13 protein-coding genes and 1 pseudogene are annotated in these 12,703 nt (G+C 37.1%); 3 read left to right on the forward strand and 11 right to left on the reverse strand.

Translation table 11 applies throughout. The annotated features are described in order from the left end of the window. Window positions 1–141: 141 nt before the first annotated feature. On the forward strand, window positions 142–447 hold the full coding sequence (locus ACFFHF_RS18560) for a DUF5634 family protein (protein ID WP_160546827.1): 306 nt from the start codon (window positions 142–144) through the stop codon (window positions 445–447). 56 nt (window positions 448–503) lie between these two features. Here ACFFHF_RS18560 and ACFFHF_RS18565 read toward each other — a convergent pair whose 3' ends face one another. The 9 genes and pseudogenes from ACFFHF_RS18565 to pruA form a co-directional block, all read right to left on the reverse strand. Beyond that, complete coding sequence (locus ACFFHF_RS18565; protein WP_160546829.1) at window positions 504–1,244, reverse strand: MeeY/MeeF family manganese export membrane protein; 741 nt, start codon at window positions 1,242–1,244, stop codon at window positions 504–506. 179 nt (window positions 1,245–1,423) lie between these two features. Next, window positions 1,424–2,008, reverse strand: coding sequence for a CBO0543 family protein (locus ACFFHF_RS18570; protein ID WP_160546830.1), 585 nt, complete (start codon window positions 2,006–2,008; stop codon window positions 1,424–1,426). Window positions 2,009–2,106: 98 nt separating this feature from the next. Next, on the reverse strand, window positions 2,107–2,640 hold the full coding sequence (locus tag ACFFHF_RS18575) for a DinB family protein (protein WP_160546831.1): 534 nt from the start codon (window positions 2,638–2,640) through the stop codon (window positions 2,107–2,109). Between the two features lie 30 nt (window positions 2,641–2,670). Further along, entirely contained in the window at window positions 2,671–3,948 is a 1,278-nt protein-coding gene (locus ACFFHF_RS18580; RefSeq protein WP_160546832.1) for an ATP-binding protein, read from the reverse strand. A gap of 63 nt (window positions 3,949–4,011) precedes the next feature. Further along, entirely contained in the window at window positions 4,012–4,335 is a 324-nt protein-coding gene (locus tag ACFFHF_RS18585) for an MEDS domain-containing protein (protein WP_160546833.1), read from the reverse strand. Window positions 4,336–4,473: 138 nt separating this feature from the next. Then, window positions 4,474–5,265 (reverse strand): annotated as a pseudogene (locus ACFFHF_RS18590) (amino acid permease); the annotation flags it as partial. Between the two features lie 325 nt (window positions 5,266–5,590). Beyond that, the gene (locus ACFFHF_RS18595; RefSeq protein ID WP_377058803.1) at window positions 5,591–6,883 is read right to left on the reverse strand and encodes a Glu/Leu/Phe/Val family dehydrogenase; all 1,293 of its coding nucleotides are present in this window, start codon (window positions 6,881–6,883) and stop codon (window positions 5,591–5,593) included. Between the two features lie 49 nt (window positions 6,884–6,932). After that, window positions 6,933–8,138: an ornithine--oxo-acid transaminase gene (locus ACFFHF_RS18600; protein WP_377058797.1), complete on the reverse strand. Its 1,206-nt coding sequence runs from the start codon at window positions 8,136–8,138 to the stop codon at window positions 6,933–6,935. Between the two features lie 17 nt (window positions 8,139–8,155). Beyond that, window positions 8,156–9,700: an L-glutamate gamma-semialdehyde dehydrogenase gene (pruA, locus tag ACFFHF_RS18605; protein ID WP_377058798.1), complete on the reverse strand. Its 1,545-nt coding sequence runs from the start codon at window positions 9,698–9,700 to the stop codon at window positions 8,156–8,158. Between the two features lie 212 nt (window positions 9,701–9,912). Here pruA and ACFFHF_RS18610 point away from each other — a divergent pair, with 212 nt between their 5' ends. Beyond that, window positions 9,913–11,334 carry a sigma-54 interaction domain-containing protein gene (locus ACFFHF_RS18610; protein WP_377058799.1) on the forward strand — a complete coding sequence of 474 codons (1,422 nt, stop codon included), beginning with the start codon at window positions 9,913–9,915 and terminating at the stop codon, window positions 11,332–11,334. A gap of 107 nt (window positions 11,335–11,441) precedes the next feature. Continuing rightward, entirely contained in the window at window positions 11,442–11,702 is a 261-nt protein-coding gene (locus ACFFHF_RS18615) for a hypothetical protein (RefSeq protein WP_340903939.1), read from the forward strand. Between the two features lie 42 nt (window positions 11,703–11,744). Here the strand turns inward: ACFFHF_RS18615 and ACFFHF_RS18620 are convergent, their stop codons facing one another. Together ACFFHF_RS18620 and ACFFHF_RS18625 are read right to left on the reverse strand one after the other, a co-directional pair. Next, window positions 11,745–12,350 carry a dienelactone hydrolase family protein gene (locus tag ACFFHF_RS18620; protein WP_160546842.1) on the reverse strand — a complete coding sequence of 202 codons (606 nt, stop codon included), beginning with the start codon at window positions 12,348–12,350 and terminating at the stop codon, window positions 11,745–11,747. 125 nt (window positions 12,351–12,475) lie between these two features. Continuing rightward, entirely contained in the window at window positions 12,476–12,625 is a 150-nt protein-coding gene (locus tag ACFFHF_RS18625) for a hypothetical protein (RefSeq protein ID WP_340903943.1), read from the reverse strand. Window positions 12,626–12,703: the final 78 nt, after the last annotated feature.

Here is a 12,703-nt window from a genome sequence, read left to right on the forward strand (position 1 = left end):
AGTTATTTTAGCTTTCCAAACATTTATTGGTTTTATAAGGAAACGTTCGTAATTTCACTTTTTTTCTAATAAATTTAACTCTGTAGGATATTACTACTGATAGAGGATTTATTTTACATACACCCTGAAAGGATGATTAAGATGGAATATGGTACACGTGAGGAAATTATGAACACATTACAACAATCTTTTCACACGTTAATGGATACCTATAAGTTAGAAGATATAGGTCTTTTCGAAGAGCAAGGGCAAAATGGAGAATATTATATTGGCTATACCATTAACCAAAATGGTGGAACATATATGCTTCATCAAACATATAAAATGAATCAAGATGGACAATTTTCACTTATTAATAAAGAATGGACTATAGAAGCGGATGAACCAAAATTTGATGACAAAAAAGGATATGGGAGCATAGAGGATGCTTTACAGCACTTGCACTAATACATAAGTAATGAAAAAGGTGCACAAATCCAGTAGGATTCATGCACCTCTTAAAATTAGTGACCAACTGCTTTTTGTTTACCCGACATGAACCAACCACCAAGCGCGATTAATAACATGACAGACCAGAAGATGGTATTCCAAATTGGACCTTCAACAAAATCGTGTGAAATAATGTGAACAGATGGATGGGCAAGAGTGTGCATAAGGAGTTTAATCCCTACCCAACCAACTAATAGCATGGCAGCACGCTCTAGACTTGGACGTTCAGTTAAGATCTTAACAAAGAATGCTGCAGCAAATCGGATAACAATTAACCCTGCAATTGCACCTATTAGGATAACAATGAATTGAGCTGCATCCATTCCACCAATATCTCCTAGCGGTGTGTCTGGTAAAGCAAGAACAAGAGCAACGGCAGCCAAAATAGAATCCACTGCAAAGGCAATATCGGCTAAAGCGATGGAAGCTACAGTTGCACGATAACTTTTCCCTTTCGCGTCCTTTTCACGCTCGTGCTTCGTGAACAAATGCTTTAAAGCAATATAAATTAAGTACGCTGCTCCAATGGCTTGTACTTGCCACACATGGAATAGAAACGAAATGATGAAGATAGCCCCTATTCTAAACACGAATGCTAAAAGCAATCCGATATTTATCGCTTTTTTCTGTTGGTCTTCTGGTAAATGCTTTGCCATAATCGCTAAGACCAGGGCATTATCAGCAGATAATAAACCTTCTAGCACAATTAAAATAAGCAAAACCCAACCATATTGTAACAATAATGATACTTCCATTTATTTATTCCCCCTATTTAACAATTCCAGTACTTTTTCTAGTGGATGATAAACTTCCCTTTCCTCTTCTTTTATTGTTTGCAGAAACACAAGTTTAACTAATTCTACATTTAGGTACTTTATCCCTTCTCTTACACACTTTTCCATAAAAAAAACCTTTACTTTTTGTAAAGGCAAGGTCAATATTGTTTAGTTGAAGGTCCATATCTTTTTTGAGCCCATAAAAATACATTGGTCATGAATTTTGCTGTAAGTAAGATTAAAACGTACCCGACAAACAAATAAATATAATTAGCTTTTCCATACAGTTTAAATAAACCAAGTCCTACAAGTAATGGTTTAAATACAAGCGCAAAACCACCTGCCGTTAATATAGCATATAAATAGTAGTTCTTCTTATGATTTAACGTCCATTGATACATAAGCATACAAACTACCGGGACAATACTGGCATCTACTGATAAACTTGGCAAGGAAGGTAGTAACTGAAAAGGATAGTGCCAATATCCTGCATTCATACCATAAATATCAACATAAGCAAGAATTACGTGTACACTATAGCCATAAAATCCAATTAAAAAAATCTTACTTTTATCAATTTTAAAAAATAATATTAACAATGGAACAACAAGTATCGATACCATTATCCAGAACTCCAATGTAGAGTACAAATGATATTCTTTCCAAATCTGAATTAATAAATCGGTTGAGTCTTCTCTCAATTGTACGGCTTTGTCGAATTGTTCAAGACGGGTATTTGACAATTTAATCATCCTTTAAAAATACAATAATAACTGTATCCTTACCCATTTCGACCAATCATATCCAAAGAAACACGAATTATAAATTTTTTACGCACTCATTATTCAGGAAATTCCTTCGAACCAATATAGTACTCCTCAATAAGTTTACGGTGATGTAATTCATGACCTGCAATAATGCATACTATTGCACGAACAGAAACCTCTGATCCATTAGCTTTTCCTCTACGTATGTATGCTTCTTTTGGAAGGCTTTTTATTAACTGTAACGTAGATTCCCGAGTGATTTCAAAGTTTTCAAGTAAATCTTGTAGGAATAGAGAATTGAAGTAAGCATTTCTTACGTATTCATTATCATCATAGCCTGGTAGTTCAGCTTTTTCGCCACGTGCAAAAGATAATAGCCTATATCCCATGATTCGTTCAGTATCCGTAATATGTCCGATCACTTCTTTGATACTCCACTTTCCTACTCCATAAGAAAAATGGGCCTGTTGCTCAGTTAAACCCTTAAGAATATCCACTGTTTCGTTCATTTGTTGCAATAAGATACTAGTCAAATCTCCCTCAGGAACCAAGTCTACATACCTGGAATAATAAGATGCATATTCAGTTGACTTTAGCATTTGTTTCATTCTTGTTCTCCTTTCAATGTTACAAGTATTTTAGTTCGGCAATTTCACTTCAATGGTAGTACCTTTCCCTACCTCACTACAAATGTTGACTGTCCCTTGATGATTCTCTACAATCCTTTTACTCACCATGAACCCAAGACCCGTCCCTTTCTCCTTCGTCGTATAAAATGGTTGACCAAGCTTTGAAATTAGTTCATCTGGAATTCCGTTTCCTTCGTCTATAAAACGAATGATTAACTCCTGTGTTTTACTAGAAATCAGTTGTATGGTTAAGTTTCCTCCATCAGGCATTGCATCTATCGCATTTTTAATAAAATTGATGCAAACCTGTTTGATTTGATTTTCTTCACACATAATCTGTGTTAATTCTGTTTTTAGATCCGTGATGATTTGAACATTATTGAGCGTTGCTTGAGGTCCTAGTAACGTAACTACATCTCGAATAAGTACCATTACATCTTTACGTGCAAAATGAACGGCTTGTGGTTTTGCTAACATAAGAAGTTCACTAAGAATTTGCTCTATTCGTGTAATTTCAGAAGACATAATGTCATAATAAATCTGCTTTTCAAAGTTACTTGATTGCATCAATTGAAGGAATCCTTTCACCGAAGTAATTGGATTTCGAATCTCATGAGCAATGCCGGCAGCTAGCTCACCAGCAATAGACAATTTTTCTGACTTAATTAACAACTCCTGAGCTTGCTTTCTTTCGGTAATATCCCGTATGATTACAGCCCAGCCATCTAACTCATTTTTTTCATCAAGCAATGGGAAACAAGACAAGTGTACCTGAAGCACTTTGCCATCCTTTGTTTTTCTTATCGTTTCATACCCTTTCACCTTTTCACCAAGAACAGTAAAACTTCTATTAAGTATCACTTCGAATTTTCTATCATCTGGTAGGATAGGAAGTTCGCTAGCATCTAGACCCAACACTTCAATTGCGGTGAATCCAAAGGTTGAGTGAAATGCTGCGTTTACTGTAATGACTTTGTCCCACTTATCAATGATGACAACAGGATCTAAATTTTGAAAGATAAAAGACTGTAACTGATGCTTTGTTGCAATTAATTTTTCTTCTAGTTGGGTTTCTTTTGCGATAGTTAACAAAGGTAAATGAACGGAATTATTTTTATAAAAATAAGATTTCACTAATTCATGATCGGTCATAATATACTCGTGGGATTTTAGCATGCTATTTTGGAGAGTGGCGGTTATTTTGTTCCCGTTATAAGCACAAACCGATATGAGATTGGAATGTCGAACACATTGATCAGCGGTTTTTTCGAAACTCTCAAGTTTCAACTCAATTTCCCTTTCATCATTCCAACAAACATTGGCCCACGTTCTAACGGTAATATGATTTTCTTAAAAATGACTAATAACATCTGAAAAATGACTGACAATTAAGTCACAATGAAAATCATCATAAAGTCGATAAAACTCATAGTTATCAAGAAAATGGATACAGTCAAGAGCATCCTGCGTCAACATCCCTCTTAATATGCCTTTCATTTTTTCATAGGTATCATTACTTTCGATAAAAATGATGTGATGACCTTGTTCAATCCCCGATACGATATATGAGATGGCATTTTCAATATAATTATCAAGCTTATTGTATGTATACAATATATGACCATGATTTTTTAAGTCTATCAAATTCGTTAAAGGTACAATTTTATTTTCCATAAATACCTCACCTATACGTAGTAAGTTAAGTATAATGCAATGAGTGGATTTTTTCATTTCTAATATTATGAATAGTACAAACTAACTAAAAAAAGCTTTATATCCATAGAGGTCATAAAGCTTTCTTGTTTTGTATGTTTATTGTACTTTTCGTATTTGGTAATTTGCTTCTTCTTTGTGTTCATGTTGTGCTTTTATTTTGAAGTGATAAATCAAGTAGCAAGCAACAACAAACGGAACGCCAAAATAAAGAGCTAATCGTTGCTCAGAGTCAAATGCTAAACTAGCAAGGACAATAACATTTAATGTAAGCGCAATCAGTGGAAGCACTGGAAAAAACGGTGTTTTGAATTTCAAATCCTCCAACTTACCACCATCCCGAATAAATTTTCTACGGAAAGCAATCTGAGATGCCGTAATTGAAATCCAACCAACTTGTGCACCGAGTCCAGCAATTGAAAGCAGCCATACAAACACGGTTTCCGCTGCAAAAAATCCTGAAAGTAGTGACAAAAGAGAAATTCCCATGGTTAAAATCAAGGCATTCATTGGTACACCATTTTTGTTTACTTTTGTCAAAACAGGACTGGCCATTTTTTCTTTTGACATCGCATACAGCATACGAGTAGCTGCATATAATCCTGAATTCCCAACCGATAACAAGGCTGTAAGAATAACAAAATTCATAATATCAGCAGCAAATGGAATTCCAATACTATCAAATACAACAACAAACGGACTCTCAATCACTCCGGCTTTTTCCATCGGAATTAATCCAGCAACCACAAAGATCGCTAGTACAAAGAATACAAGAGTTCTCCAAACCGTTTGCTTGATAGATTTTGGAATTGTTTTCTCTGGGTTTTCACTTTCTCCTGCAGCTATCCCAATCAATTCTGTACCCTGAAAGGAAAAGTTCACGGCAGCCAGATCCTAAAAACAAACCTGATCCTATTACCCCTCCTAATGAGATCATAAATAAGTGACGAGTCTTCATTGTTCTTTTTAACTCATGTGAAGTGTTGTTTTCCGGAATATTCATTTTATCCCCCTTTTCCCCATGTAAGTATGCGATTACATTCTTAGTGATGCAAATTTCATGCCAAATTGAAAAGTATATTTATGAACTTTTTTCAAACAGATTTGGCATATGAGCGTTAATTTTGCATATGAGATGCAAAAAACTCTTTCCCTTTTCTCGGAAAGAGTTTTTTAATTCTAATCGGATTCGGTAATGTTGGTTCAACAGCTCACTTTATACCCATCCTCGGAATCTAGCAGCTTCTGCCACCTTTTTAATCCCTACCATATAGGCTGCTAATCGCATATCTACACGGTGAAGCGCAGCTGTTTGATATATATTTTCAAAGGAATGAATCATTACTCTAGATAGTTTGTCATCGACCTCTTCCTCTGACCAATAATAGCCTTGATTATTTTGCACCCATTCAAAGTAAGAAACCGTAACTCCTCCGGCACTTGCCAAAATATCTGGCACTAATAATACTCCTCGTTCTGTTAAAATGGTTGTTGCTTCAAGGGTGGTTGGACCATTAGCAGCTTCGACCACAATTTTCGCTTTAATATTGGCTGCATTTAGTGCGGTAATTTGATTTGAAATGGCAGCAGGGACTAAAATGTCACAGTCAAGCTCTAATAGCTCTGAATTACTTATCGTGTGTTCAAAAATTTTAGAAAAGGTTCCGAAACTATCGCGTCGGTCTAAAAGATAATCGATATCGAGCCCATTTGGATCGTGAACTCCGCCATATACATCTGAAACAGCGATCACCTTCGCCCCGGCATCGTGCATAAATTTTGCTAAATAGCTTCCCGCATTTCCAAACCCTTGAATAACCACTCTTGCTCCTTGTAATTCAAAGCCTTTTTTCTTTACCGCTTCTTCGACGCAAATCGTTACTCCTCGGGCAGTTGCAGTTTCTCTGCCCTTAGATCCGCCTAATACAATTGGTTTTCCTGTGATAAAACCGGGAGAATCAAACTCTCGCAAACGGCTATACTCATCCATCATCCACGCCATAATTTGTGAATTCGTGTACACATCTGGTGCTGGTATATCCTTTGTTGGTCCCACAATTTGGCTGATTGCCCTCACATATCCTCTACTTAATCGCTCAAGTTCTCTGAAAGACATCTTTCGCGGATCACAAATAATTCCACCTTTTCCGCCTCCATAAGGAAGGTCCGTGATTCCACATTTCAAGCTCATCCAGATCGATAAGGCTTTTACTTCTTCTTCATCTACTTCCGGATGGAAACGGACGCCACCCTTTGTCGGTCCCACGGCATCGTTGTGCTGTGAACGGTATCCTGTAAATATTTGAACCGTCCCATCATCCATACGGACAGGAATACGAACCGTTAGCATTCTGATAGGATCTTTTAACAATTCATACATTTCTTGAGTATACCCTAGCTTATTTAAGGCTTTCTGAATAACCGTTTGTGTTGAGTAAAACAAGTTAAGTGATTCTTGTTCTTTTTGTTGATCCTTTTCGATCGCATTAACCACAGTATTATTAGGCATCATTCTACCCCTCGTCGAATTAGTAATATTGGTTGGCTACCGTTAACAATTAAGAACCTAACACGTGTTTAATTTTTTCAAACGCCCAATCAATTTCTTCCTTTGTTATGATTAGTGGCGGTGCAAAACGAATCACCGTTTCATGCGTTTCTTTACACAATAAACCAGCTTCCTTTAGTTGCTCACAATATGGTCTAGCAGCCTCAGTAAGCTCAACACCGATAAACAACCCTTTTCCTCTAATTTCTTTTATCTTCGAATTGTTGATTGTTTTTAGTTGATTCAGGAAATACTCTCCTAATTCTAGGGAACGCTCAGCTAGTTTTTCTTCCTCAATCACTTCAAGAGAAGCAAGCGACACAGCACAAGCTAGAGGATTACCTCCAAATGTAGATCCGTGTGAACCTGGGTTGAATACTCCTAGTACATCAGAGTTTGCGACCACACAAGAGATTGGGAATACTCCGCCGCCAAGTGCTTTTCCTAAAATAAGAATATCTGGATCAACTTCCTCCCAATCACATGCAAACATTTTCCCTGTACGCGCTAAGCCTACCTGAATTTCGTCTGCAATAAACAATACATTATGTTCTTTACATAAGTCAGAAGCAGCCTTTAAAAATCCCTCTGGTGGTAAAAGAATTCCAGCTTCTCCTTGGATTGGTTCCATTAAGAAAGCGGCCGTATTTGGCGCGATCGCTCCTCTTAGAGCTTCTAAATCACCGTAAGGAATTAACGTAATCCCTGGTAAAAGTGGACCGAAGCCACGCTTGTATTCAGGATCTGATGATAAGGATACTGCCCCAAGAGTTCTCCCATGAAAGTTGCCTGTACAAGCGATGATTTCTGCTTGATTCTCTACAATCCCTTTTACATCGTACCCCCAGCGACGTGCTGCTTTTAGAGCTGTTTCCACCGCTTCTGCCCCTGTGTTCATTGGAAGTGCCATGTCTTTTTTGGTTATCTTACAAATTTTTTCGTACCAAGGACCTAACTGATCATTATGGAAGGCACGTGACGTTAGTGTGACTTTATCTGCTTGAGTCTTTAGAGCTTGAATGATTTTCGGATGACGATGCCCTTGATTCACTGCTGAGTAAGCACTCAGCATATCCATATAACGATCGCCTTCCGGATTTTCCACCCATACACCTTCTGCCTTTTCAATCACGATTGGTAGCGGATGATAGTTGTTTGCTCCAAATTTTTGAGTTTGTGCAATAATATTAGTAGTTTTTGAAGTTGTTTGATTCATTGTGTTGCCTCCTTGTTTTATAGAGTTTCTGAAGTTGTTTTTGCTTGCATATGCAATAGTAAATAATCAGGGCCACCAGCTTTAGAGTCGGTTCCTGACATATTAAAGCCTCCAAACGGTTGATAGCCAACGATAGCACCTGTACACGTACGGTTGAAGTAAAGATTTCCAACATGAAATTCTTCTCTAGCTTTTTCAATATGCTCTCTGTTGTTGGAAATGAGGGCACCCGTTAGTCCATAATCCGTGTTATTCGCTATCTCCAACATATGGTCAAAATCTCGAGCTTTACAGAATGCTAGAACGGGCCCAAAGATTTCTTCTTGCATTAAGCGTGCTTTTTCATCTACATCGGCAAATATGGTTGGCTTAATGAAGAATCCTTTAGAATCGTCTCCTTCACCACCAGCCATTAACATGCCCTCTTGTTTGCCAATTTCAATATACTCCATGATTTTTTTATATGCTTTTTCATCAATAACAGGTCCCATGTAAGTTTCTAGTAATTCTGGATTCCCTACAGTCAGCTGATTTGTTAAGGAAACAGCTTTTTCAAGCACTTCTTCATACACATCTTGGTGGACGACTGCTCGTGATCCTGCAGAGCATTTTTGTCCTGAAAATCCAAATGCGGAGTAAACAATTGAAGCTGCTGCTAGATCTAGATCCGCATCGTTATCTACGACCACCGTGTCTTTTCCACCCATTTCAGCAATTACACGTTTGATCCAAATTTGTCCAGGATGAACTTTGGCTGCACGCTCGTTGATCCGGCAACCCACTTCACGAGAACCCGTGAACGAAACAAAGCGAGTTTTTGGATGATCAACAAGATAATCACCGATTTGCGCACCACTACCAGGTACGTAATTCAATACTCCCTTAGGCAATCCCGCCTCATACATTAACTCTACAAATTTTGCCGCAATGACTGGTGTTGAATTAGCTGGTTTTAATAACACCGTATTTCCTGTGACAATGGCTGCAACCGTCGTTCCTGCCATAATGGCAAGCGGAAAATTAAACGGTGAAATAATGACTCCTACTCCAAGTGGAATATAGTGAAATTGATTGTACTCACCGTCACGACTTTGCACATCCATTCCGTTCTTCAGCTTCAGCATTTGACGAGCGTAATACTCAAGAAAATCAATGGCTTCTGCTGTGTCCGCATCTGCTTCGTTCCATGGTTTACCTGCTTCTTTTACTAGATAACTAGAAAATTCATGTTTACGTCGGCGCATGATGGCAGCAGCACGGAATAATATGTTTGCACGATGCTCAGGTTTCCACTTTTTCCAGCTTTCAAATGCTGTCAGAGCAACTTGCATTGCTTTCTCCGCTAGCTCTTGATTGGCCATCGATACGGTCCCGATCATCTCTTCCTTATTCGCTGGATTCATTGAAACGATTTTCTCTTCTGTTGTAATTTCTTCTTCTCCAATAATCACAGGATAGTCTTTTCCAATTTGTGTTTGAACATAAGCTAGTGCTTCTTGAAAGTCTTGTTTATTCTTTTCAATCGAAAAATTGGTAAATGGTTCATGTGTATAAGGTTTCATTCTTTTTCCCCCTTTTGATTCTTCAACATGTTTAATGCAAGTTTCGTGCCAACTCTTATTTTTGCGTCATATAAAGGTTTCTCTTAAAGAAGACGCAATGATTTTTTGCACTATTTTCGATTTTTTGTCACAAATAGCAAAAAATATTTTGCGTTATGAAGTTTGTTTTGATTAAATAGTTGGTAATGAGACTAAATCAAGGGAGAACGCTCATGGAGAATTCAAAGAAATCATTATCGTATCTTCAATATGTTAATAAGTTATATGAGAGAATTTTGGACGAGGTAGAGGTTGGCGTTCATGCCGTGGATGAAACCGGAAAGACCATTATCTATAACAAAAAAATGATGCAGATGGAATCAATGGATTTACATGATGTCATTGATAAAAATCTACTAGATGTGTTTATGTTTAAAGACGATCAATCTAGTACTCTTGTACAAGCACTTCAAGAAGGCAAAGAGACCACGAATGTCAAACAAACGTACTTCAACAATAAAGGTCGAGAAATTACAACGATCAATAATACATTTCCTATTTTTAAAGATGGTGAAATTCAAGGAGCCGTTGAAATTGCCAATGATGTTACGAAACTAGAACGCCTTATGAAAGGAAATATGAATACTAAAGGGACGACTCGTTTTACGTTTGATCATATTATCGGCAATAGTCCTGCGATTAAGGAAGTCATTGAATTTGCCAAACGGGCTGCACGAACCTCTTCTTATGTGTTAATTGTTGGTGAAACCGGAACGGGAAAGGAGCTGTTTGCACAAAGCATTCATAATGCTAGCAACCGGTTTTCGGCTCCATTTATTTCACAAAACTGCGCAGCCCTACCCGACAATTTAATTGAAAGTCTATTATTTGGAACCAAGCGCGGAGCATTTACAGGTGCTGTTGACTCACCAGGGTTATTTGAACAAGCAAATGGTGGTACCTTATTACTGGATGAAATCAACTCCTTAAATCTAAATCTTCAAGCTAAATTATTACGTGTTTTACAGGAAAAAATGATACGTCGTGTAGGTGATACAAAAGATACTTCGGTAGATGTGAGAGTCATTGCCAATATTAATGAAGACCCCATTGATGCGATTGCCAATGATCATTTACGAAAAGACTTGTATTATCGACTGGGAGTTGTCACGCTCTTTGTTCCACCGTTAAGGGATCGAAAGGAAGATATTCCCCTCTTAGTTAAGCATTTTATTGAAAAATACAATAATCGTTTCCAAATGAACGTGAAGGGTTTATCTGAAGAAGTTACGAGGTCGTTCATGGAATATGATTGGCTCGGAAATGTTCGAGAACTTGAACATATCATTGAGGCTGCCATGAACATTATTATGGATGAAGAAGAGATTCAATACGCTCATTTACCTTTCCAATATCGAAGCAAAATGCAAATGAAAGAAATGATGATCCCTTTATCAACAGTGGACCATTTTATTAAAGAGAGCAATGATGTTACCGTCCCACTAAAAGACCAAATGGAATTATTTGAACGATCATATATCGAACATGTTCTAAAGAAAAACGACTTTAACATTTCTAAGTCAGCCAACCTACTTGGACTCAGTCGACAAAGTCTACAGTACCGAATGAAAAAGTTAAATATTGAATCAAATTGAATACAGAAATTGGAATCGTTGTATTAAGAAATTCTGTTATCTAAAATAATTTTTTCACATATGGAGATACTTAAGTTGGCAAACAAATATCGATGGGAGGAATAATAATGGTCGAGGAAAATGCACTACAAATGAAAATGGAGAAGATTTTTCAAACCACCTGTGGCTCTTTCGAAAATTGTACGGAATCCAGTATCCAATCATTTTTACAACAATGTGAAGAAAACGGCATTGACTCACAATTCTGCATGAGTTGGGTCGAGCAACACAAATCAGAAATACCTGATTGGCACACGGTCTCAAAAGTCTCTCTAGAATGGATGAATCAACACACGTCAACGGGGTCACCGATTACATTTTCAGAATAAAACACAGTGGAGATTATCCCTCTCCACTGTGTTTTTGACCGTTCAATTGATTGGTATATGGCGCACGTCTAGACTTTCTAAAAAATCTACCACAATTTGAAATGCTGCTTCGGCAGAATGTTTATTATATTTCATAGAGAAGCGATCACTAAATCCATGCTTTCCTTCGAATTTGTGTACTTCTACGTTCTTTTCTATTAATTTAGGGTTTATATCATCTACATCAAAAGCTTCTTCTTTTTCAGGAAAAAATAGTAATACAGGACATTTTGGATAGACATTCATGTAATTTCTAATTCTCGACCCATAATAACCAATTACCCCATCAACATCATTAACATTACTGCAAAGCCAAGAAATGGTTGCTCCTACACTAAATCCGACAAGGTAAATTTTTTTATACTTTTCCCTATTTTCTTTTATTATTATATTAATCTTGTCTCTTGCCTTTAAAAAACCGATTTCATTTGTAAAATACTGATATGCTGTTTCTTCTTGGTCATAGGGAAAGGGTTGTTCTTTATTTAAAAGATTAGGGCAAAAAACCTCATAACCCAACTTGGCAAAATGATTACAGTATGTCTTAATATGTTGGTTAACTCCATATATCTCATGGATTACAATGATGAGTTTGTCAGACTTATTCAATTTACCACTCCTACTTGTTTCACCACAATTATTGGGATCCACATAGTTTTCCCATCATCCTTATTAATCCATTTTAGCAAATTAGAGCACATCTTTACACAAAAAAAGGATTGCCTTCGCAACCCTTACATCGGATCTACTTCCACTCTTGTTACGTGTGTTACTTCTCCTCTTTCCAAATCCTTATTTGTAGCGTCTCGATCAAGTTCCTCTTGCGTGTTCATTCCAGGTGCAATGGTAGGTTCATTATTAGAGGATTCGTTTGTTTTTTTCATTATATGAATTCTCCTTCCATTAAGTTTCATACTAAAATTAGTATGTTTTATTAGAGTGATTTTATTATTAAAAGTGGG

The organism is Robertmurraya beringensis (genome assembly GCF_042433785.1).
Taxonomy (GTDB): domain Bacteria; phylum Bacillota; class Bacilli; order Bacillales; family Cytobacillaceae; genus Robertmurraya_A; species Robertmurraya_A beringensis.

Bases quoted from the DNA above. Each gene is read 5' to 3' on its own strand.
- pruA (WP_377058798.1), bottom strand. From the start codon at position 9,700: ATGAAACCTTATACACATGAACCATTTACCAATTTTTCGATTGAAAAG.
- ACFFHF_RS18595 (WP_377058803.1), bottom strand. From the start codon at position 6,883: ATGCCTAATAATACTGTGGTTAATGCGATCGAAAAGGATCAACAAAAA.
- ACFFHF_RS18610 (WP_377058799.1), top strand. From the start codon at position 9,913: ATGGAGAATTCAAAGAAATCATTATCGTATCTTCAATATGTTAATAAG.
- ACFFHF_RS18575 (WP_160546831.1), bottom strand. From the start codon at position 2,640: ATGAAACAAATGCTAAAGTCAACTGAATATGCATCTTATTATTCCAGG.
- ACFFHF_RS18585 (WP_160546833.1), bottom strand. From the start codon at position 4,335: ATGGAAAATAAAATTGTACCTTTAACGAATTTGATAGACTTAAAAAAT.
- ACFFHF_RS18615 (WP_340903939.1), top strand. From the start codon at position 11,442: ATGGTCGAGGAAAATGCACTACAAATGAAAATGGAGAAGATTTTTCAA.
- ACFFHF_RS18560 (WP_160546827.1), top strand. From the start codon at position 142: ATGGAATATGGTACACGTGAGGAAATTATGAACACATTACAACAATCT.
- ACFFHF_RS18625 (WP_340903943.1), bottom strand. From the start codon at position 12,625: ATGAAAAAAACAAACGAATCCTCTAATAATGAACCTACCATTGCACCT.
- ACFFHF_RS18565 (WP_160546829.1), bottom strand. From the start codon at position 1,244: ATGGAAGTATCATTATTGTTACAATATGGTTGGGTTTTGCTTATTTTA.
- ACFFHF_RS18600 (WP_377058797.1), bottom strand. From the start codon at position 8,138: ATGAATCAAACAACTTCAAAAACTACTAATATTATTGCACAAACTCAA.